Annotated in this window: 17 protein-coding genes; 2 read left to right on the forward strand and 15 right to left on the reverse strand. The window is 41.0% G+C overall.

Annotated elements, in window-relative coordinates; genetic code table 11:
• Positions 1–6: 6 nt before the first annotated feature.
• From ACO6UW_RS02320 to ACO6UW_RS02385, 14 genes are all read right to left on the reverse strand, one after another.
• Positions 7–282, reverse strand: a complete 276-nt coding sequence (locus ACO6UW_RS02320) for a monovalent cation/H+ antiporter subunit F (protein WP_005065886.1) — start codon at positions 280–282, stop codon at positions 7–9.
• The gene (locus tag ACO6UW_RS02325) at positions 279–806 is read right to left on the reverse strand and encodes a Na+/H+ antiporter subunit E (protein WP_057077282.1); all 528 of its coding nucleotides are present in this window, start codon (positions 804–806) and stop codon (positions 279–281) included. Before ACO6UW_RS02325 ends, ACO6UW_RS02320 begins: the two co-directional genes overlap by 4 nt.
• A gap of 2 nt (positions 807–808) precedes the next feature.
• Positions 809–2,620, reverse strand: coding sequence for a monovalent cation/H+ antiporter subunit D (locus ACO6UW_RS02330; RefSeq protein WP_057077281.1), 1,812 nt, complete (start codon positions 2,618–2,620; stop codon positions 809–811).
• Positions 2,620–2,988: a Na+/H+ antiporter subunit C gene (locus ACO6UW_RS02335; protein ID WP_002115033.1), complete on the reverse strand. Its 369-nt coding sequence runs from the start codon at positions 2,986–2,988 to the stop codon at positions 2,620–2,622. The genes ACO6UW_RS02330 and ACO6UW_RS02335 overlap by 1 nt, the downstream gene beginning before the upstream one ends.
• On the reverse strand, positions 2,985–5,834 hold the full coding sequence (locus tag ACO6UW_RS02340; RefSeq protein ID WP_005804152.1) for a monovalent cation/H+ antiporter subunit A: 2,850 nt from the start codon (positions 5,832–5,834) through the stop codon (positions 2,985–2,987). Before ACO6UW_RS02340 ends, ACO6UW_RS02335 begins: the two co-directional genes overlap by 4 nt.
• 295 nt (positions 5,835–6,129) lie before the next feature.
• Positions 6,130–7,515, reverse strand: a complete 1,386-nt coding sequence (locus ACO6UW_RS02345; RefSeq protein ID WP_057077280.1) for an AAA family ATPase — start codon at positions 7,513–7,515, stop codon at positions 6,130–6,132.
• Positions 7,516–7,538: 23 nt separating this feature from the next.
• A complete protein-coding gene (locus tag ACO6UW_RS02350) occupies positions 7,539–9,041 on the reverse strand; it encodes a UvrD-helicase domain-containing protein (protein WP_057061695.1) in 1,503 nt (500 codons plus the stop codon).
• Positions 9,042–9,050: 9 nt separating this feature from the next.
• Complete coding sequence (gene hisIE / locus ACO6UW_RS02355; RefSeq protein WP_017385377.1) at positions 9,051–9,824, reverse strand: bifunctional phosphoribosyl-AMP cyclohydrolase/phosphoribosyl-ATP diphosphatase HisIE; 774 nt, start codon at positions 9,822–9,824, stop codon at positions 9,051–9,053.
• A gap of 173 nt (positions 9,825–9,997) precedes the next feature.
• Complete coding sequence (locus ACO6UW_RS02360) at positions 9,998–10,384, reverse strand: VOC family protein (protein WP_005079321.1); 387 nt, start codon at positions 10,382–10,384, stop codon at positions 9,998–10,000.
• Positions 10,385–10,410: 26 nt separating this feature from the next.
• Entirely contained in the window at positions 10,411–11,724 is a 1,314-nt protein-coding gene (locus tag ACO6UW_RS02365; protein WP_057077278.1) for an FAD-dependent oxidoreductase, read from the reverse strand.
• Positions 11,725–11,848: 124 nt separating this feature from the next.
• Complete coding sequence (locus ACO6UW_RS02370) at positions 11,849–13,468, reverse strand: ABC1 kinase family protein (RefSeq protein ID WP_057077277.1); 1,620 nt, start codon at positions 13,466–13,468, stop codon at positions 11,849–11,851.
• Between the two features lie 12 nt (positions 13,469–13,480).
• Positions 13,481–14,149, reverse strand: coding sequence for a ubiquinone biosynthesis accessory factor UbiJ (locus tag ACO6UW_RS02375; protein WP_017481961.1), 669 nt, complete (start codon positions 14,147–14,149; stop codon positions 13,481–13,483).
• A gap of 11 nt (positions 14,150–14,160) precedes the next feature.
• Positions 14,161–15,108, reverse strand: a complete 948-nt coding sequence (gene ubiE / locus ACO6UW_RS02380; protein ID WP_002114829.1) for a bifunctional demethylmenaquinone methyltransferase/2-methoxy-6-polyprenyl-1,4-benzoquinol methylase UbiE — start codon at positions 15,106–15,108, stop codon at positions 14,161–14,163.
• A 147-nt stretch (positions 15,109–15,255) separates the two neighbouring features.
• Positions 15,256–15,963 (reverse strand): FFLEELY motif protein, encoded by a 708-nt coding sequence (locus tag ACO6UW_RS02385; protein ID WP_032062869.1) that lies wholly within the window; start codon positions 15,961–15,963, stop codon positions 15,256–15,258.
• A 209-nt stretch (positions 15,964–16,172) separates the two neighbouring features.
• Here ACO6UW_RS02385 and ACO6UW_RS02390 point away from each other — a divergent pair, with 209 nt between their 5' ends.
• The gene (locus ACO6UW_RS02390; RefSeq protein ID WP_005065911.1) at positions 16,173–17,591 is read left to right on the forward strand and encodes a polyphosphate--AMP phosphotransferase; all 1,419 of its coding nucleotides are present in this window, start codon (positions 16,173–16,175) and stop codon (positions 17,589–17,591) included.
• Positions 17,592–17,613: 22 nt separating this feature from the next.
• Here ACO6UW_RS02390 and ACO6UW_RS02395 read toward each other — a convergent pair whose 3' ends face one another.
• Entirely contained in the window at positions 17,614–18,120 is a 507-nt protein-coding gene (locus ACO6UW_RS02395) for a hypothetical protein (protein WP_016142355.1), read from the reverse strand.
• Between the two features lie 168 nt (positions 18,121–18,288).
• Here ACO6UW_RS02395 and ACO6UW_RS02400 point away from each other — a divergent pair, with 168 nt between their 5' ends.
• Positions 18,289–21,924, forward strand: a complete 3,636-nt coding sequence (locus tag ACO6UW_RS02400) for an exodeoxyribonuclease V subunit gamma (RefSeq protein ID WP_348891796.1) — start codon at positions 18,289–18,291, stop codon at positions 21,922–21,924.

The following is a 21,924-nucleotide window of genomic DNA, read 5'->3' on the forward strand; positions in this document are numbered from 1 at the left end:
CTCTCCTTAATCGATAACATGACCGGTTGTGAAGTAGCGTGCTAAGGCAGCTGTAGATACGAAACCTAACATCGCAACCAGCAGTGCTCCTTCAAATAGAGAAGTCGTCATCCAATAAATGCCTAACACAACAATGAGGCAAGTTGCATTGAGGAAAAGTGTATCGAGCGCTAAAAGGCGGTCTACAATTGATGGGCCCATAACCAATCTAAAAAGGCAAAGTAGCATCGAGATTGTAACGGCAATCAAACTAATACCTAGAGCATAGGGTAGGATTGTCATGCATTTGCCTCCGTTTTACTTTTTACATCAAAAATTTCCATAAGAGGAATTTCATAACGTTCTTTGATGTCTTGAATATCAGATTCGATATTATCTGTGCTTAAAGCATGAACCAGAATATCCCCGCGTTCCTGATCGATACCCGCAGAAACCGTACCTGGTGTTGTGGTAATGATCATTGCCAGTAAGGTGTTGACCTGCTCATGTTCTGTCTCTAAAGGTACGCGATACCATTTAGGGTGTAATTTTTTAGTAGGTCCCAAAACAAGTTTTGCGACCTTAAAGTTAGAAATAATAATATCCCAAAGAACAACAAAACATAGTTTAACAGCAGGTTTCCAGTGAATATGCGGTGTGCGGGTAATAAACGGTTTGACTAAACGAGGGATGATTAAGCCCAAAAGCATCGCAGTCAAAAGATCACTCGCATCAAGACTATGCGCCAGCATCAACCAAAATAAAACGATGAGAACCGAAACAAATGGATGTGGAAACCAGCGTTCAAGCAAATGAGTTAACTGCATTGTTATGGCTCCATAGGTTTCAATTGACTTTCATCAACAATGGTAGGCGTTTGGAGTTTGTCCTGTTGCTGAATTTGTCGTTGTTTATATTCAGAAATATGTTCGCCATTGAACGTATCTTTCGAAATAATATCTGGAACAAGATAAGCATTATGATCCTCAACTTCACCGCCGTACTTGGTTTCCGGTAAGTAAGCTGGATCATATGGTTGCACACTGATGACTTCACCGTTTTGATCTACTTTAAGAATAGAGTGTTGGTAAAGTGCATGGTCCTGAATTTGTTGTGCGGTGCTTAATGTGTAATGCTGAATTGGTGCAGCAAAGACAACATAAGCGATTAAACCAGCCAGTAATAAATAAATGACTTGATCATTACGTGGTGGTGCGCGTTCAGGCAAAGCACGATAAAGAATATAAGCTGGATGGATTGGATCTTCTTCTGGAGGTGATGCGCGCCAGAATAAGATAAAACCAACACGTGTGAGTGCAATAATACTTAATAGGCTCACAACAAGAACAACACCAATAATCCAGCCTTGATAGCTAGCTTCAACTGTCGCTTGTAAAATGAATACTTTTCCAAGAAAACCACTAAAAGGTGGTAATCCAGCCATCATCATCGCAATCAAGAAATAAGTCAGCATAGCCGCTTTTTCTTGTTTGATTCTTGGGGCAACTTTTAAATGATCTTTAAAATCTCCACGTTGTGAAGTGATCCATCCACAAAATAGATAAAAAGCTGCGCCGATCAATGTACTGTGCACTAAGTAATATAAAGCACCAGACCATGCCTGCGTATTAGACATGGCAATTGCTGTAAGCAAGGTACCAATTGAAGAAAGGACCATAAAGCCGACAAATCGACGTAAACGATCTGCTCCAATTGCTGCAATCACCCCATAAAGAGAAGTAATTAAGCCAATAGGCAATAACCAGTTTTTTAAGATTTCTTGACTAAGCGCATCGTCAAATACTGTTCCATTTACACGTAAAATAGAATAGATCCCGACTTTGGTCATGATAGTGAAAATTGCAGCTACAGGCGTACTTGCAACAGCATAGGTTTTTGGTAGCCAAAAACCGACAGGAAGCATTGCTGCTTTAATACCGAAAACGACAAAGAGAAGTAACGAACCAGCGACTGCTAATTTGTGTTGATCTGCTTCAAGTGTCGGTATAAGACGTGAGACATCCGCCATGTTGAGGCTACCCACGCTGCCATAAATCATACCAAGCCCAATTAAGAAGAGGGCAGAGGCTAAAAGATTGATAATGACATAGTGAACGCCAAGCTGAAAACGAGGTTTGCCTTGTCCATGTAGGAGCAACACATACGAAGCCATCAACAGGATTTCAAAAAAGACGAAAAGGTTAAATAAGTCGCCTGTTAGAAATGCTCCACAGATTCCCATTAATAGAAAATGTACCATGGCATGGAAATAGCGACCACGCGTATCCCAGTTATCACTTGCATACCATAAAACTGGTACTGCTAATGCATAAGTCAGTGCCAGCATAAAAGCAGAAAGACGATCGAGTACAAGCACAATACCAAATGGCGCTGACCATTCACTTAATTGGTAAACAGTAATTTGCCCCGTGCTGGCGTAACTAAGATAAACAATAGCGGTAATTAATCCGGCAATTGCTGAGATAAGGCTAATGCCACGACGCCAAGGTTGGCGCCAGTCATCTTTTAAAGCACCTGCCCCAGGGTTACCTAACAGTAATAAGATAAAAGCAGTAAATGCTGGGATGAGAATGCTAAAAATAGGCGTGTGTTGTTGCCAAAAAGATAAAAAATCAAACATCACGGCTCATCCTCACGTGGGTCGTATGTTGGGGAAGCATCTTCTTTAGCATCAACATGATCACTACCTGATTCATAACGGCTACGTAGCGCAAGTTGTACAATAAACGCTGTAGTTGCAAAACCGATCACGATGGCGGTTAACACCAACGCTTGAGGGAGTGGATCGGTTATTTTTGTTGTTTCAGTTAAAATTGCCGGTGAGCTGATTTGTAATCGACCCATAGCAAATAAAAATAAGTTTACTGCATAACCGATTACAGCCAATCCGAGCACAACAGGGAAAGTACGAGCACGTAAAATCAGATAAATACCTGTGGCAACAAGTAAACCAATAGCAGAAGCCAGTAAGAATTCTAAACTGATCATGATGATTCCTCCCGATGTGGTACAGGACCGGACATACTCGAATGACGAGAGTCGCCTAATACAGAGATGAGCAACATTGTCGCGCCTACAACGGTGATATAAACACCCAAGTCAAAACTTGCAGCTGAAGCTAGATGTAGTTTTCCTAGAATTGGTAATTCAACATAGACATGAGCACTTGTGAGGAACGGACGTAACCAGAACCATGCTGCTATACCAGTCAGACCTGCAATCGTTAATCCTGTTCCAATCCAGACTTCGTAAAGGCGGCCAGACTTCGCTTTTAACAGCTGTTCTGCTTGATCTTGACCTAGTGCAATATATTGAATGATTAGCGCCATTGAGGTGATTAGACCTGCAATGAAGCCACCGCCTGGATAGTTATGTCCTCGCAAAAAGATATAAACACTGACGACAAGCGCTAGAGGTAATACCCAAGAGGCCGTAATACGGAACATAAGCGGAGAAGGATTAAAACGGTAGGTAAGGCCTTGCGTCATGGTGGTGCCGTGTACACGCATACCATCCATTAAACATAGGGCACCAATCGCAGCAATGCCTAATACCGTAATTTCACCGAAGGTATCGAAGCCACGGAAGTCAACTAAAATGACATTTACAATATTTGAGCCACCACCAAGTGGTAAAGACTGTTGGGCAAAGAACCAAGAAATTGAATTATGATCACGGGTTAAAATCAGCCAAGTAATCCAGCCAATTCCTAGTCCTCCAATAATTGCTAAGGCAGCATCTCTCAAACGTCTAGAACGACGAGATTCATACGGCGTGAGCTGTGGAAGTAAAGATAAGCTCATCAATAAAAGAACAGTCGTTACAACGTCTACTGTAATTTGAGTCAGCGCTAAATCTGGTGCTGACATGGTGACGAAGACCATCGTTACCACTAGACCAATTGCACCACTAATAAGTACTGCCTTAATACGCTCATGGTGGAACCAGAGCATCATCCAACAGCCTGAGAACAACGTCAGCCAAAGAACTACAGCAATCCATGGAGCATGGGTGAGTTCACGTGTACCTGTGCTCAGCCCTTGATTGAGTAAAGGCAGAGTGACCATGATGATGCTAAAAGCAATGATCCAGAACAAATAACTTTGCAATGAACCATTTTCAGTTTTTTGTTTGATTTTTCGGCTTGTAAGCAGCAGATGTTTTAAAAATAAATCAAATAAGATGCGGCCTTGTAATTTGCCTAGACGTGGGTCAAGGTCAATTTTACGAATCATGCCGTCTTTTGCTAAGGCAAAGTAGAACAGCGTACCGCCTACTAAAGCAATAATACTCATCACAAGAGGAGCGTTGAATCCATGCCAAATTGCAAGGTGTGTACCCGCAAATTCTGGTTGCATTAAGCTTGCTCTAGTTACGCTATTGACCAGTGGTTCTACCAATAACGAAGGCAGAACGCCAACCAAGATACAGAGCACAGCAAGAAGAATGGCTGGAGCACGCATCCCGATAGGTGGTTCATGTGCGTCTTTATTTGGCACTTGTTTGCCAATTGGGCCGTCAAAGAAGACACCATGTACTAAGCGAATTGAATAACTTACTGCGAAGATACCAGCCAGAGTTGCAATGATGCTGGCAAAGATAACCGTTGAACCTGAAAGATTTGCCAATAGCTCGGTAAAGAACATCTCTTTTGAAATAAAGCCGTTGGTAAGTGGTACACCTGCCATAGAGGCAGCGGTGATCATGGTGAGTGTGGCAGTGAAAGGAAGTAATTGCCAAATACCACTGAGTTTTCGAAGATCACGTGTGCCAGTTTCATGATCAATAATCCCTGCAAGCATAAACAGCGCTGCTTTAAATGTTGCATGGTTAATAATATGGAAAATAGCAGCGGCAACCGCTAAAGGAGAACCGATCCCGAGTAAACAAACAATAAGTCCTAAATGACTAATGGTTGAATAGGCTAACAGTCCTTTTAAATCTTCTTTGAAAATAGCAAAACACGCTGCCATACAGAGCGTAAATAGGCCAACAAACGTAACGATATTGTGATAGATCGCAGCGCCTATAAAGATTGGAAGTAAGCGGGCAAGTAGGAAAATCCCGGCTTTTACCATGGTCGCAGAGTGCAGGTAAGCGGACACTGGTGTTGGTGCCGCCATTGCATTAGGTAACCAAAAATGAAATGGGAACTGAGCACTCTTTGTAAATGCGCCAAGCAAAATAAGCAATAACATCGGAATAAAAAGAGCGTGGGCTTGGATCGCATCTTTCATGCCCATGATTTCGCTAATTTCATAGGTCCCAGTGATTTGTCCTAATAGAACAAATCCACCTAGCATTGCTAAACCGCCCATTCCTGTAATGGTGAGTGCCATCCGAGAGCCACGTTGAGCAGCTTCATAGTGACTCCAATATCCCACTAACAAGAAAGATGAAATACTGGTGAGCTCCCAAAAGACTAATAAAATAATAAGATTATTAGAGAGCGAAATACCCAGCATTGCTGCCATAAACAGCATGAGTAACGTATAGAGTTTACTTAATGAATTTTTAGGGCCTAAATAATAATAGGCGTATATATAAATGAGTGTACCGATACCGGTAATAAGTAAAGAGAATAATAAACCAAGAGCATCGAGCCTGAAGCTCAGATTGATCCCTAATTGAGGTAGCCAATCCCAGCTTTGTTGAATGCTTGCACCACCAAGCACAGTTTTAGCTTGAGTCAGTAATAAACCAAAACTGGTTAAACTGACTCCAATTGCCCCTAAAGCCGTTACTCCACGCGAGAACCGTTGAAGCAATGAAACAAGGGTGGTGCCTAATATTAACGGTAATAAGATAATTATCGGTAGCACACTCGTATCCATATGTGATTTAGGTCGAAACCTAAAGGTGAAATTTTAATTTCAGAATAGATAGGAATTCAAAGAGAGTTCCAAAGCTTATTATTCCGAAAACCCAACCAAATTAGAAAATAAAGCGAGAAACAAGTTGTATTGCGCAACTTGAAGAATAAAAACGCAAAATGAAATTTATTGTACACTAAAAAAGCATTGAAAATCTGATGTTATTACATGTAGTAACAACATCTAGTTATTTTCGTGTTTAAAAAACCTTACTCCACCATATATTTTGTGAGTGTGGTTTTTTTGATTATAAAACTCAAACCGAAGGGCTTTCTTCCGGTGCGTCTCCCGCATGAATCATCCTTAATAATTCATTTTTTTGTTGCTCATTTAAACCCTGAATCTGCTGAAATAAAACCTCAATCGGTGCTGGTGTTGGGTCTATTAAACTCAAAGGCTGTGCTTCTATAGATGGTGTTAATGGCTCGCTTCTTTGAAGTAAGGTGTAGATATGTTCAAGCTGTTGTTTGGTGGTGTTTAAATCAAGATGGCTAACTTTACCGTGCTCTAATTTTAGACATTGATAGGTTGAAGCATGTTCGAGTAACTCTTCGCGACTTCCTGTTGCAATAATTTGTAGGCGTGGGAATGCTTGATGAAGTCGATTTAAGATCTCGGAGCAATGTGTTGAGTCGAGCTGTGTATCAATCTGGTCAATGAGTAAAACTCCATCCCCCTCAAGACAAGGGTTTAGGCTTAAAGGATTGAGCAAACATAGTCGGCGGGCTATATCACCTACTAAAGCAATCCAGGTTTTTGTTGTATTTGAAAGCTGCTGAAAAGGTAAGGTTTGATCTTCATAGTCGACCATGAGTTGCAGTCGAGGCTGATATTGTAGATATAGATCTTTAAGCTCAGGCAGAACTATACTTAATGCATTCTTGAGGGCGTAGAGATTGGGGGAAGTGAGCTGTTTAGGTTGCCCAGATAATTCTTTTTGAAGCTCATTTAATAATTCTGTGTGATCTTGCTGATCTGATTGTTTCGATTTAATCCGTTGTACTAGATATGCAGCTTGAGCATTTTCGATATCACTAATTTCTCGTAGCCATTCAAAAAAGCGTGTAAAAGTTGTAAACGGTAGTGGGCTAATGTCATAGGCTGAAATGGCTTGAGTAATACCGGGTAAATTTTTATTAAGCAGATTAATATCATTCACAAATCGCTCGGCTGGGTAGTAAGCGATTAAGGGAAGCCCCTGTAATGGATCTTTTTTTATGACTTGTTGATAAAGAGCCATGGTTTGGTCAAGTTGCTGAGTTTCAACTTGGCTCACTCCAATCCCACTTGCATTTATGGTTTTAAAAAGTTTCCAGCTACACAGCGAAGAATCTACCTGCTGAGCAGAAGTACTTTCTGGCAGATGACCTATTTCTGAAGGAACTTGAATGGTCACTTCAATTTTTGATTGTAGACGCGACTGAGTAATGTCTTGATCAGGCATGACAATACCGGGACTACGCAAATCTTTAAGGCGAGCAGGGAGCCAAGTTAAAGCATGATAAGTATGTTTGAGTAACATACTTTTACCAGTTGCCTGTTCACCTAAAATTAAGGTGATTGGCTGTTTTTCATAGTGAAAGTGTATTTTAAGGTCGTGAAACAGAGCAATATGTTTAAATTGGACAGATTCAAGTTTCATAGGCTCACCTAAATATGAGCGCTTCAACCAACCGACTGACGAAGACTTAAAGGCGCCCTTAGTTTTAATTGTTGTATCAGATCATAAAGATGATGGATATTTAGACTTACTTTAGCACGAGTACAGGCAACGTACAGTAGTCTTAATTCTTCATCGGTAATCTTGTGTTCTAACCCATTAATTTTAAATTGATAGTCATCTTCAATATGAACACGGTTCCATTCTAAGCCTTTCGCTTTATGGGCTGTAGAGATGACATAGTCAGCTTGCTCAAGTGGTGTAATCTTTGCAAGCGCTTTTTTTAGTGGGTCAGTGCCGTGGTCATCCACCAGTTTAACCAATGGTTTAATATCACTACCTTCATTGGTTTCACAGTATTCATGAACATCATGCCATGAATTGAACCATGCTAATTCAGGCACATCAGTAACCCGTTTTCCTTGTTTTAAGAGGCTTGCAGCATCTACAAAACGGTTTAGTTTTTGATGGTCAGCTTGCAAACTCACTTTATCGCCGTGAACTAAACCTGCTAATAGAAGTTCCATAGCCCGAGCATTGGTACGGCATAAAATCGCATCACGCATTTTGGTATGCGGTTTATTTACGACGCTCGATTTCTGATTTGGATTACCAAGCAAAGGAACAGTTTCATTTAATCCGCCCAGCAATGCATTGGCAACATCGGCAATCGTTTCACCAAAACGAAAAGAAGTGGTGAGGCGAGACTCTGGCAAGGGTAATTGTTGCATCGCATTGATTGCACCACGCCATGCATAAATTTGCTGATGTGCATCTCCTACATAGATGACCTGCGTACTTTTTTGGCGAAGTAAAATACCCAACATTAAAGGGTCGGCATCTTGTGCTTCATCAAATAGTACATAATCGGCTGGAATGTTAGGTTCAGACAAAGCCCAAAGTTTGAGATAAATATCGTGACCAATTCCTGCCTGATGATTTGGATCAATGGATTCTAACCAACGGCGCTCTACAGCAGGGTAAAGATGAGTTTGTAGCTCAGTAATATCATCTGGATGTAACCAGTTGGGTGCCTGAATATGTCGAGGAGCAGGGTATTGCGAGCTGGTCGAGCAAAAATAGCTGACAGCATTGGCGACAAGACTTGCGAGGCGACTTGGCATTAAGACGTATTTTTCATAACGTCCACCCATCATGCGTCGCAAAGTTATAGGTTGTAGTCGATATTCTTTTGCAATAAAACTTGGGCTTAAGCGAGGTAAGCGTAATTTATCAGTCACACCTCGTGGCACACTGCGAAAAGCGAGGGAGTGAAAAGTACGACAATCTACATTACGATGAAATTTGTTTTGTGCTTCGCCTGCAATTGCTTTGTTAAAAGCCAAATACATACCGCGCCGTTCAGGCATGGCATCACTAATCATTTGTAACGTAGTAGTTTTACCTGTACCCGCATAGGCAATCACTTTAAATGATTGCCCAAGACGTGCGTTATCTATGGCAATAGCTTGCTCATAGGTGGCTTTAGGTTTTTCGATATTCGACACTGAGTGATTTTAAACCTTGTTGCGGTTAGCTTTTTCAACTAAACCAGATAAACCCTGACGACGAGCTAATTCGTCAATAATAAGTTGTGGATTAAGATCGAAATAACCCAACATGACAATGCTATGGAACCACAAATCGGCAGTTTCATAAATCAAGTCATTTAAATTGCTTTCTGTATTTTGAGCAGCGTAGTCTTTCGCAGCAATAATAGTTTCTACGCTTTCTTCGCCGACTTTTTCCAAGATTTTATTGATGCCCTTTTTGTAGAGGCTTGCAACATATGACGTATCCGCTTCAGCTTGCTTACGCTCTTGCATCAATTGCCCTAAGTGAGCAAGTACATCAACTTGTTCTTTCGTGTGAGCATGATCGTGGCTTTCAGTTTTGGCTTTATCGCCATAAATTGCAGTAGGGTCTTTTAATTGTGCATCGACAATTTCCCAGCCCTGTGGGGTAAGTTTACGGTAGAAACAAGACTCACGACCTGTATGGCATGCAATACCGCCGTGTTGCTCAACTTGTAATATGATTACATCGCCATCGCAGTCTAAACGAATTTCATAAACTGTTTGGAAATGGCCTGATTCTTCACCCTTGTGCCAAAGTTTTTGGCGAGAGCGAGAGAAATACACAGCCTGATTTTTTTCTGCTGTGAGCGCAAGTGATTCACGGTTCATCCACGCCACCATCAAAATACGTCCGGTTTGATGATGTTGAGCAATGGCAGGGATAAGACCTTGTTCGTTAAATTTTACTTCATCGAGCCATTGCGTGTTATTCATGAGGAATCACCAAAGAAATATGAACTATAAATTGATTTCAATCTGATGCTAAAAATAGCTTGTATAGTGTACGGCATCAACGTCGCTTTGCGGAAAAATTCTTTGTCCTTTTTGTCTTTGTCAGCGTAATGAATAGCTTGTAACACTTACCAATCTGTATCTTATTCAAATGACTAAGGCGTGAGAATATTTGAAATCTCAATCAAATTTTGATCTGGGTCGCGAATATAAACTGAAAGAATAGGATGCATTGCACCAGTACGCTCAATCGGACCTTCTTCAATTTGAATATTTAATTGATTAAGGTGTGCAACCACTTCTGAAATGGGAGTGTCTGAAATAAAACACAAGTCGGCAGATCCGGGAGTCGGCTGTAATGCCTTCGGTTCAAACTCGTTGCCTTGCTGGTGTAAATTTATTTTTTGATTTCCAAACTTTAGAGCTTTTCTATTACCTTTAAACGTGATGACTTCAAACCCCAATATGGTTTGATAGAAATGACAGGTAGTTTCAATATTTGAGACGGTTAAAACAAGATGATCAAGATGGCTGATTTTCATGTGTTAATCACTATTATTTGGTGGGATTAATAGTCAGACAAAGATTGGCTTTCTAAATGAAATGCACTGTTTTCTTTAGGCAATTGAGCGACTTGATCATAATCAAGTTGTTGGAATGGCCCTGTTTTTAAGCCTGAAATTGTAATTGCCATTTCTTTTCGAAAATAAGGGATTTGATACATCCACGGAAAAACTAAATCTCTTAAACCTCCAGCCCACCAATGATCAGACTGATAAAGTGGTGTTAATAAGCGACTAAGGAATTGATAAAACTGGGTGGATGAACGGCGAAGCTGGTGGTAGTGCTGCCAGAGCAGGGACCAATCAATATTCTGGTTTTTTTGAGCATGTTGCAATGATTGAGAGAAAGCCCAAGCATCCAATAATGCCATATTTGCACCTTGACCTAACTGTGGACTCATTGCATGAGCGGCATCGCCAATCACCCCAATTCGACCTTGACCAAATTGAGTCATAACGACATCACGGTAGTTTGCAGATAGCCATTTGGGCTGAGTTTGGCTGTTATACAAAATTTCTTTCAGCCATTCTGCAACTTTGGGCCAACGTTCTGAGACTTGCTTTAACCAAGCTTGTTTAGCCTGCTCATCTTGTAAAAAGCTTTGTAATTTTGGAGTAGGTAAACTCCAAAAAACACTTGAAAGGCGCTGTTGAGGTTCTGTTGGAACTGCTCCTGTAGGGAGAATTCCCATCATAATTTTCGAGCGATCATAAAATTGATGCAGAATTTCAGAATCGAGCACTTGGCACTCAGGCACGATACTCCACGCCGCACCCCAAGGGTAGGCTTGGTCAACCTTTACCCATGCTTTAGGTCTTAATTGACTACGAGCACCGTTGGCAATAAGTAGGCCATCAAAGCAAGCATCAAACTTTTGATTTTGATGACTTCCGAATAGCTGAACTTCATCGTTATGTTCTTCAAAACTTTCAACAGAGTGGTTCATACGCCAAGTAATTTGGCTTGAATATTCACTAAGCTTTTGAGTGAGCACATGACATAAAGTAGCTCGGTGTATACCTAAACCATAGAGATGTGCTGATGCTTCATGATAGTGACTGTTAACTAAAAGACGCTTGTCTGGAAGTTGTCCTTCTAGACCTGTGACTCTTGCACCTAATGTTAAAGCTTTGTCGAGCACACCTAAGTGTTCAAATACAGCTAAGCCCGCAGGTTGTAGTAATAAACCGGCACCTACCGGAGATAACTCATCAACTTGTTCAAAAATAGTAACGTTATTGCCTTGGCGGGCGAGTAAAATCGCAGTCGCTAAACCTGCTGTACCTGCACCGATAATGGCAAAATGAGGTGTTTTCATTGTTTGTTCTTTTGAAGCATTTATAGCTTCAATTTAGCAATGAACGAATAGCTGATCTATAAATTTTTTAAAATATTAAATTTTTCTCATAAAAAATCCCTTGCACTGGCAAGGGATTTTGAACTTATTTCAATACACGCCAAAGCGCTAGTAAACTACTCAGCACAATTAGAATAATCGAAACAAACCAAGGGCTAATAATTGCAATAGTCAGCAAAATCAGCATGGTACTACCGAACATCCAACTGCGGCGTTGTTGGTGTTCCATTTGCAAACGAAGTTGCTGAATTTCGCGTAACTGACGGTCTTGCCAAGCTGACTGATTTTTTAAACCATTTAAGCTATCAATAATTAAGCTTGGGAAATCTTGAGCGCCTAAAAGCAGGTCAGGTAATTGCTGGCCAAGCTCTTTTACATTTTTGACTGGGTTCATGTTGGATTTGACCCATTCCGTCAAAATTGGTTTTGCCAATTTCCAGATGTCGAGCTGCGGATAAAGATCAGTACCTAAGCCTTCTACATGCACTAAAGTTTTGAGTAGCAGCATGAGCTGTGGTGGTATCTCAAGATGGAAGCGTCGAGCAATATCCATGACTTGAATTAAGATACCCGCAAAATCAAGTTGATCCATTGGTTTAGACACCATTGGCCCAACAGTGCGTCGCATTTCACGTGCTAAAGCGTCTTGGTCTGTACCTGGTGGAATCCAGCCAGCTTGATGCACAATTTGAATGAGCTGCATAAAGTTGCTGTTCATCACAGCAAGCAGCATGCGGGCAACCGTCATCTGGTCGTGTTTAGATAGCTCGCCCATAATCGCACAGTCCAGTGCAATAAAGCGTGGATTGCTTGGGTTGATGGTTTCTACAAAGACATTACCAGGGTGCATGTCTGCATGGAAAAAGTTATCGCGGAAGACTTGCGTAAAGAAAATAGTTAATCCTTTTTCTGCAAGTTGTGCGCGGTCCATGCCTAGACGGTCAAAGGTTGCTGTATCTGAAATAGGAACACCAGTAATGCGCTCAGCTACCATAACATCTTTGGTGTCCATGTAGACTTCTGGCACATACATCATGGTTGAGCCAGTAAAGTAATGGCGCATACGACGTGTATTATCTGCCTCAATACTCAAGTCCAGCTCATTTAAAATGATCTGGCGGTAGTCTTGAATAATTTCGGTGAGATGCAACGCACGAGCAGCTTCAAGGCGGCTTTCTAGCGTGTTGCCTAACCATGCCAAAATTTCAAAATCTTGTAAGATTTGATTGCGAATGTCAGGGCGAGTCACTTTAACCACAACTTCGCGACCATCATGCAATGCAGCAGTATGAACTTGGGCAATTGATGCGGCAGCTAATGGCTGGTCATCAAATCGTGCAAACAAGGTATTTACGTCAGCTTTTAACGATTCTTGAATACGTTGTTTGGCAACATTGCTATCAAAAGGTTTAACCTGATCTTGAAGTAAGACCAATTGAGCGAGTATTTCAGGTGGAATCAGGTCGCGTCGAGTAGACAGTAATTGCCCAAGCTTAATTGCAAGTGGCCCCATGTCTTCTAAAGCTTCTTTAAGCTTTAAAGGGTTTTTGCGTTCGCGACTCGACCATGCAGCTGGGTGCATCTTAATAATATTTAATGCACGTTGAGCTTTAACAGGTAATTCATCCGCAGGGAACAACGTATCGAGTCTATAGTGCGCTGCAATACGCCAAAGTTCGAGTAAACGTGAAACGTGCGGAATCATATACAGTCTTACCTAGTCTTGAGAGGGTTGTAGTTGTGCATTGAGTTGCTGCAATCTTGCTTCTAGACGGTCAATGTCTTGATTAAGCTTGCGCGTTGCTTGAGTTAAGTCATCCATTTCCCAGCGAGGGGCAAATAGGCCGCTATCCTCTTTTAATGCGTCTTCTGCGAAAAATAGATGGCTTTGCACGGAGCGTTTTAAATGTTTTGGTGCAAGTTGAATCTTGCCAATTTCATGAGCGAGTTGAGGACCCACCCATCTTGATAAATGCGCAGCTAAATCAGGTTCAGCTTGCTGCATAATCTTTTGAATATCCTGTAGGAGGTGATAATCACCTTGGAGCGGGATATTCCCAATCTGGTCTGGATCGCTGACCAATAATTTAATCAGTTCAACGACATCTTTAACATGCAAAGTTGCTGTTGCTTCAGAAATTTTGAATTGCGCATCAAAAGGACGCTGTTCAAAAATAGAAGGCTTTTCACTATGACCTGTTACGGTAGGTTCAAGACGTACTTTTTCTTGGTCAAAGAACACATCGACAGAAAGCTGCGGGCTATCAATCACAACACGCAACATTTTGCCCTGTAACTGATTAAGCTGAATGCGTGTAACCGCATCCAGATCGATCAGATGATGAATGATACGTTCGACTGCACCGAGTGCCAGAATCGACCACATATCGTTATCCTTTACAGTTTAAAGCCACGGTGAACAGCAACGATACCTGCAGTAAGGTTGTGATAGTCACAGTTCTGGAAGCCAGCATTTTCCATCATACCTTTTAAAGTACGTTGGTCTGGGTGCATACGGATTGATTCAGCCAAATATTTATAGCTTTCTGAGTCATTCGCAACCAATTTACCCATAATCGGTAAAGCGGTGAATGAATAGAGGTCATAAAGTTTTGAGAATGGCTCAAATACAGGTTTAGAAAACTCAAGAATCAGTAAACGGCCACCTGGTTTCAATACACGGAACATAGAAGCAAGTGCTGCATCTTTATCTGTCACGTTACGTAAACCAAAGCTAATTGTTACAAGGTCAAAGCTATTGTCTGCAAAAGGCTCTAAAGTTTCTGCATTGGCAAGAACGAAGTCAACATTGGTACAGCCTGCATCAATTAGACGGTCACGGCCAACATTGAGCATAGATTCGTTAATGTCTGAAAGTACAACATGACCTTGCGGACCAACTTCACGGCTAAATACTTTTGCTAAGTCGCCTGTACCGCCAGCAATGTCTAACACGTGTTGACCACGGCGAACACCAGACATGTTAATTGCAAAACGCTTCCACAAACGGTGAATACCAAATGACATCAAGTCATTCATCAAGTCATATTTGCTTGCAACTGAATGGAAAACTTCTGCAACTTTTTGTGCTTTATCTTCAGTTCTAACAGTTGAGTAACCAAAGTGTGTGGTTTCACCAACGTTGCCAGTATTACCAGCACCACGAGGTAAATTGTATTTAGGTACAGAACCATTCACAGGTGTGTCTGTTAAGGTTTGCTGTAAAGTTTGTTGTTGCCCTTGAGGAGTACCTTGAGGTAAAGGTGAGCTTAGGAATGGGCTAACTTTGTCTGAACTTTGTGCCTGCTCAGTTGGAGATGTTGGCTTTTGGTTTTCGTTAGACATATTGTCTCTCCTAGACTCAAACTCAAGTGAAACGGAATAAGTTCTGCATGATGACAGATTTTGTCTATTTTTACAGGCATCATCATGCAAATATAATGAATAAAATCTCAACTTCGTGAGGTTGAGTTTTTCTATGTGCCGACCTTATCACACTCTAAACGGATTCGGATGCCCTGAATGTACATTTTCAATAATCTGGCGTTCTTTTTCAGTAAAAGTCTTGATAAAGGTCTCGGCTGATTTTAACGGTTTCATCGCACTAAAACCATCTTGAATGAAATCATACATCAATTCGAAGTGATATTTTTGGGCAATACCTTTACACATTTTAAAAGCAGTAAACATCATAAATGAGCGCATGTATTTATCGAGTGCTGCACCTAAATCGTCAAGAAGAGCAAGTTGTTGATAACGAGCTTCGGCCTGATCCAGCTTGATTAAGGTTAAACGCATAATCTCATCAGTGAGTACGGTATCTGCCGGATAGTCCTCAAGAAGTTGCATTGCTACTTGCTCATCAAGTTGAGTTGCAAGTACAGCTAAACTTACCGATTTAGTGCCTGTTTTAATTGCATTTTCAGGTAAGACTTTTTCGGCTTTATGCGCATATTTCAATAGGCGTTCAATTTGAGCTGCTAAAGCATCAAACTCTGGACCGCCATATAAACGATTTAAAAAATACTCTGACATGAGCTTGTGCGCTGGCAAATTAAAAAAGTCGTGATGCGTATCTTTCATCCGCTCTTTTAGCCATGTTTGTACATCTTGCAAACGTTGGACAAGCACAGGATTATCGTGATAATTAAATGTTTTATATTGTTGTAAAAGATCATCAAAAGCAGCGAGTTTAGACATTTAAGGCTCTAATATTGGGCTATTTGCAAAAAATCATAAAAGGCATTGTAACCTTGTACTATGGCGAGTAGATGTAAAAAAAATGATTCATGCGTCAATTTTTAAACAGAATTTTGTCGCAATGACATAATTTGTATAGCAATTCATCATTTAACCGCATAAGTTAAAGATCATCGAAATTAAACAATAAAAGATTAGAGCCGTGGACTATGAGTGAACAACAACCAAAATTTGAGATTCGTGATGAAGAACAGCTTTCAGTCGATTTGATTGAAGCACAATATGCGTTAAAAGAAAGTCGGGGCAAACCCAACGCTAAAAGCACACTGATATTAATGAGTGGTATTGAACTGGCTGGAAAAGGCGAGGCCGTTAAGCAGCTTCGTGAGTGGCTAGATCCACGATATTTACGAGTCAAAGCAGACGCGCCACGTGTGCTGACAGACACAGAAGCATTTTGGCAATCTTACTCGGAGTTTATTCCGACTGAAGGTCAAATCGTGGTGATGTTTGGCAATTGGTATAGTGATTTGCTCGTCACCGCAACGCATGTTTCCGAGCCTTTAGATGATTCTCGCTTTGATGAATATGTTGAAAATATGCGGGCATTTGAACAAGATTTAAAAAATAACTATGTCGATGTGGTTAAAGTCTGGTTCGATCTATCATGGAAATCGCTGCAAAAACGTTTAGATAAAATAGATCCGTCAGAGCAACACTGGCATAAGCTGCATGGTCTAGACTGGCGTAATAAAAAACAATATGACACTTTGCAAAAGTTACGCCGTCGTTTTACCGATGATTGGTACATTATTGATGGCGAAGATGAAAAGCAGCGTGATCAATTTTTTGCTCAATACCTTTTACAACACATGCGTCAACTTCCAGAGCATGAAACTGAAGTTAAAGGAAAATGGCAGCAAGCTAAAATTCCAGAGAGTTTATTAAAACCTTCTAATGAACCACTTGAAAAAGCTGAATATAAAAAAGAGCTGGATAAGCTGAGTAAGAAAATTGCCGATGCCATGCGTTTTGATAAACGCAATGTCGTCATTGCTTTTGAAGGTATGGATGCAGCCGGTAAAGGCGGGGCCATTAAGCGAATTGTTAAAAACTTAGACCCACGTGAATATGATATTCATTGTATTGGTGCACCTGAACGCTTTGAAGCTCGACATCCTTACTTATGGCGCTTTTGGAACCGCATTAATGAAGCTGAAAAAATCACGATTTTTGATCGGACATGGTATGGACGTGTACTCGTTGAACGTGTCGAAGGTTTTGCTTCACCTTTAGAATGGCAGCGTGCCTATGATGAAATAAACCGCTTTGAAAAAGATTTATTTGATAGTCAAACGATTGTAGTAAAAATTTGGCTAGCGATTAGTAAAGATGAGCAAGAGCAGCGTTTTAAGGCCAGAGAAGAAACACCGCATAAACGTTTTAAAATTACCGCAGAAGATTGGCGTAATCGTGATAAGTGGGACGATTATTTAAAAGCAGCAGCCGATATGTTTGAGCGAACCAGTACTGAATATGCACCGTGGTATATCGTCGCAACTGATGATAAATATACGGCACGTCTGGAAGTATTGAAGGCCATTTTAAAACAGCTGAGAGCAGACTAAGCTCTCAGCTACAAGGCAAACATTAATTTACAATAGTGCCACGGCTTTTTTGCTGAATACGTTTTGCAAGGTTATAACTGTCATTCAGATGAGTTTCTGCTATTTTTTTCATCATGAAATAGCCTAAACTTGCTGCTACAATTTGTCCGCCTAGCGGTATAAATTTAGTCACCTGTTTTGTTACGATTTTGCCTAAAAAGCCGTTAAATGTTTTTTTAACGGTAGTACGTGCGACTACAAAACCTGAAAATTCAAAACCGCGTTTACGTAACTCATCCCAATGAATAGTTTTAGTTTTTGGGTCGTAAACGCTCACGTGCTCAGGTGCTAAACCGAAACGGGAATTGATATCTGGAATCAGGTGCGACAAAATTCCCAAATCTACCGCCACGTCAAAAAAAGGAATCGGTACAATTGCCGCTCCGGCTGAGACGTAAGCTCTTTTTTTGATGAGATCATGGCACTCATCGCGAATTTGTTCCAGATTTAGGCTAGGATCAATATAGTCAGGAATCTTGTCAATTTTCATAATGTCTACCTGTATAAGTTCTTGATGGCGTCATTCAAACCAAGTGTAAGTGACACCTTAAGTTAAATTATGCTGTGTTTAAACCAACGTGACATAGTCAGATTCAGTTGTATAGTAATGAATGTTTATGATTTTGTGCATAAATTATGCAAGCAGGAAATGAAATAAATGGGGATCCATGTTATTCAAAGTCAACGTATTGATGTGTTGTTGCAAGGTGTATTGGCGTCTACATCTCAAGCTTCAACGCATCCATTACAGGTTTTGAAAACCCAACATTTTATTGTTCCAAGTCCTGCGGTCGAGCAGTGGCTGATACAAAAACTTGCAGAACAGCAAGGCATGAGTGCCAATTACCAGTTTCACCAACGGGTACGAGGTTTCCAATGGTTTGCCTATCAGCAAGTTTTAACTGCGCATAAAGAGCAGGTTCGTAAAGCGAACATCCCGCGTTTGATTTTTAAATGGCGGGTGCATCAGGCTCTACACGAATTTATTCAACCTGACACGATGAGCATCGATACGTCGCATCCTTTACATTCTATTGTTCAGCGTATTTATGACAGTGCAGATCGACTCGAACAAGGCATAGATAAACAATTAAAAAAACAAAAAATGCTGTATTGGGTCGCTGAGCAGGTTGCCGATCTATTTAGCAACTATATGATTTATCGTGGACAGTGCCAGCGTGGTTGTGAAAATAGTTGTACCTGTCCGGAAAACTGGTTGTCTGCTTGGGGACAGGGCCGAGCACTCGATATTGAAAAATATATTGTGCAGAAAGATGAAGAAGTGACTGCTTTTGCATTACATCAAACTGAGGAGCTAGAGCGTTGGCAGCGTTGGTTGTGGCAGCAACATTTTCATGATGATTTTGTGCAAATGCAGCAAATTGACGCGTTGTTTTGGCAAGAGTTAGATCATCCAGACCGTGGTAAGCGTGCTATTTCAAGATTACCTAATCAAGTAGTGATTTTTACGTTATTAGATTTGCCGCCAAGTCAGTTACAGTTCTTGCGCCGTTTAGGCCAATATATTGATGTCTTGATTTTGCACTATAACCCTTCACAAGAATATTGGGCCGATAGTGTCGATCCACTCTGGAAACAGCGTTATGACTTAGGGGTAAAAGAGCGTTTTATTGCGAAAAATCCAAAGGCTACTGATGCTGAAATTAGTGATTTCTTTAATAAATTCACACTCAATTTTAATGCTGAAGCGCGTGAGTCTAGACATCCGCTTTTAACCAGATTGGGTAAACAAGCCCGCGACCACTTTTCTTTATTATCGAATTTATCTACGGGTGAAGAAGGTAAGTGGGTTGATGCTTTTGTGGATGATTTTCCTGAAAGTTTACTCGGTAAAGTTCAGTCAGATATTTTGCATTTAGTTGAACCTCAAGCTAAGCAATATGAGCTTGCCCCAGACGATGACTCGATTCAGATTCATGTTTGTCATTCGACTTTACGTCAGCTTGAAGTTCTAAAAGAGCAATTAATCTGTTGGTTGGCTAAACCACATGAGCAGCCGCGCCGACCAAACGATATTTTAGTTTTAGTTCCTAATTTGGCCGACATAGAACCTTTAATTCGAAGTGTATTTCCCGCTACTGCCACTGAGCAAGGTGTACATTTGCCAGTGAAAATTGCAGGTGTTGCATCACTTGATGCACTTAATGCTTGGCGTGCCGTAATTGGGCGTATTCAACTGATGCAGGGCCGTTTTAGCTTTGATGATTTTGCTGATTGGTTAAGCTTGCATGCTACCCAGCAACGTTACGAACTTGAGTATGTTCAGGTCGAGCGGATTTTAAATTTGCTTGCCGATGCGGGTTTTAAACGAGGGCTTGATGCAGAGCATCTCAAGCGCAGTTTATGTGACGGTGATGATGATTATCGATATAGCTTTAAATTTGCCTTAGAGCGATTGGCTCTTGGTATTGCTGTGCCTGTACATGCGACCTTTAATCAGGTGTTGAGTTATGCCAAAGTTCAACCGAGCGATTTCGAGTTGGTGGGTACACTCATTCAGATTTATCAGGATTTGAACGAGCGCCGTGATTGGCTGACTCTGCATGAACAAGGAAAAGTCTATACCGTTGAATATTGGCTTCAGGTACTAGGCAAAGATATTGTTGAATTTGAGCAGGTTGGTGTTGCTGCTTTAAAAGCTGTGCGGGAAATTGTTAAAAAACAAGAGCGAATGTTGACGCTCGCAAGCTATTACGCCGAGACAGAAACAGGAACTTTGCGCAAAATTACTTTGCCTCTGCCTTATATTATTGAAGAAATTCAACGGACATTAGAAAGCCAAAGTGCACAAGCTGAGCCGACAGGGCAAATTACCTTTGCCCAAATTGGACACATTCGACCGTTACCTTATCGTTTAATGGTTATGCTAAATCTTGATGCCGGACAATTTCCAAACCGTGATACACACGTTCCATTTGATTTGATGGATGCACTGCGCCAACAGTTAGGTGATCGCTCTCGACTTGAAGATGATCAAGGTGCTTTTTTAGATGCTTTATTATTAGCCCAAGAAAATTTATGGCTGTTTTATAACGGCTTTGATGTGAACGATGGTGAGGTGCGCGAACCTTCCAGTATTCTTCAAGAGTTCCGTGAACATCTTGCCCTGATTGTGAAAGCTGAAGATGGTATATCTGAAAGTGTCGTTATTGAAGGAATTGAGATTCCATCACAGTTAAAACAACTCTATCACTTACATGATTTACAGCCCTTTGACCCGAAAGGTTTCACTGTAGAAAAAAGTGTTATTCGTTATCAAGATCACTGGTTTAAGGTCGCTACACAAATTCAGCAAGTCTCAGGAAACCGTCAGCCTTGGGCGAACACGACCTATCCGCTACAAATATCTGACATACTGGTTTTAGAAAGCCAGCAGTGGATACAGGATGTGACATTCCCTGCACGATTATATTTGAAAACTTTAGGGGTAGAAAACTTAGGAAGTGTCGGAGTGCTCGACCAAAATGAACCTTTATTATTAGATGGTTTAGGGCGCTATGCGATTCGACATTTTTTACAACAATCTGAACAGCAAGCACAACCTGAAGTATTAATTGATCAGTTGCCTGTAGGTAAAGTCAAATATAGTGCATGGCAACAAGGTGTGTTTGAGCAAGAGTGTTTGATTGAACGCCTTCATCATTATGCACCAGCAGTGACGCAAACAACTCAGCGTATTTGGCGAATTGCTAAACAGCTGCATATGAATATTACGGTTCCGAAGTCTGAAACTCGGGACTGGGTGAGTATGGAGCCTTCAAGCGCTCGCGCAAAAAGACGCGCTAAAGTCTGGTTAGAATATCTGCTCTGGTTAGCTTATTTGAATGAGGGTAGTGCAGGAGCTGAAAAGCGCCGTATTGTGGTTTTTAGCGATCAAACTGTGATTTGTAGTGGGATTAGTTCTGAGCAAGCTCGGCAATATTTACAACCATGGTTTAAAATCTGGCGCCATGCACAGCAACAACCTTTAGTTCTACCAGCAGCCTTATTATTAAAGCCGTTAGAAAAAGCTAAAGCATATCAGTGGGAAACCACAAATCAGACAGAAAAAGCAAAACTGGATGAGAAGAGCTATGCTGAGCTGCTAAAATACTGGAATGAAACGGGGTCATTCACTACGATGGATATGACTCAAAATGAAGCTTGCAAGTTGCATCGAGACTGGAGCTTTATTTTACAAGAACAAGATGCTCAAGCTTTGCTTCAACATGCTTGTGATGAGTTTGCATATGATCTGTATCATCCGGTTTTTCAATTTCAACATTCGGAGTAA

Source organism: Acinetobacter sp. JADD-222 (genome assembly GCF_049310645.1).

What these genes read in the sequence shown, in the direction of transcription:
- ACO6UW_RS02320 (WP_005065886.1), bottom strand. Translation starts at nt 282, where the DNA reads ATGACAATCCTACCCTATGCTCTAGGTATTAGTTTGATTGCCGTTACA.
- ACO6UW_RS02325 (WP_057077282.1), bottom strand. Translation starts at nt 806, where the DNA reads ATGCAGTTAACTCATTTGCTTGAACGCTGGTTTCCACATCCATTTGTT.
- ACO6UW_RS02330 (WP_057077281.1), bottom strand. Translation starts at nt 2,620, where the DNA reads ATGTTTGATTTTTTATCTTTTTGGCAACAACACACGCCTATTTTTAGC.
- ACO6UW_RS02335 (WP_002115033.1), bottom strand. Translation starts at nt 2,988, where the DNA reads ATGATCAGTTTAGAATTCTTACTGGCTTCTGCTATTGGTTTACTTGTT.
- ACO6UW_RS02340 (WP_005804152.1), bottom strand. Translation starts at nt 5,834, where the DNA reads ATGGATACGAGTGTGCTACCGATAATTATCTTATTACCGTTAATATTA.
- ACO6UW_RS02345 (WP_057077280.1), bottom strand. Translation starts at nt 7,515, where the DNA reads ATGAAACTTGAATCTGTCCAATTTAAACATATTGCTCTGTTTCACGAC.
- hisIE (WP_017385377.1), bottom strand. Translation starts at nt 9,824, where the DNA reads ATGAATAACACGCAATGGCTCGATGAAGTAAAATTTAACGAACAAGGT.
- ACO6UW_RS02360 (WP_005079321.1), bottom strand. Translation starts at nt 10,384, where the DNA reads ATGAAAATCAGCCATCTTGATCATCTTGTTTTAACCGTCTCAAATATT.
- ACO6UW_RS02365 (WP_057077278.1), bottom strand. Translation starts at nt 11,724, where the DNA reads ATGAAAACACCTCATTTTGCCATTATCGGTGCAGGTACAGCAGGTTTA.
- ACO6UW_RS02370 (WP_057077277.1), bottom strand. Translation starts at nt 13,468, where the DNA reads ATGATTCCGCACGTTTCACGTTTACTCGAACTTTGGCGTATTGCAGCG.
- ACO6UW_RS02375 (WP_017481961.1), bottom strand. Translation starts at nt 14,149, where the DNA reads ATGTGGTCGATTCTGGCACTCGGTGCAGTCGAACGTATCATTCATCAT.
- ubiE (WP_002114829.1), bottom strand. Translation starts at nt 15,108, where the DNA reads ATGTCTAACGAAAACCAAAAGCCAACATCTCCAACTGAGCAGGCACAA.
- ACO6UW_RS02385 (WP_032062869.1), bottom strand. Translation starts at nt 15,963, where the DNA reads ATGTCTAAACTCGCTGCTTTTGATGATCTTTTACAACAATATAAAACA.
- ACO6UW_RS02390 (WP_005065911.1), top strand. Translation starts at nt 16,173, where the DNA reads ATGAGTGAACAACAACCAAAATTTGAGATTCGTGATGAAGAACAGCTT.
- ACO6UW_RS02395 (WP_016142355.1), bottom strand. Translation starts at nt 18,120, where the DNA reads ATGAAAATTGACAAGATTCCTGACTATATTGATCCTAGCCTAAATCTG.
- ACO6UW_RS02400 (WP_348891796.1), top strand. Translation starts at nt 18,289, where the DNA reads ATGGGGATCCATGTTATTCAAAGTCAACGTATTGATGTGTTGTTGCAA.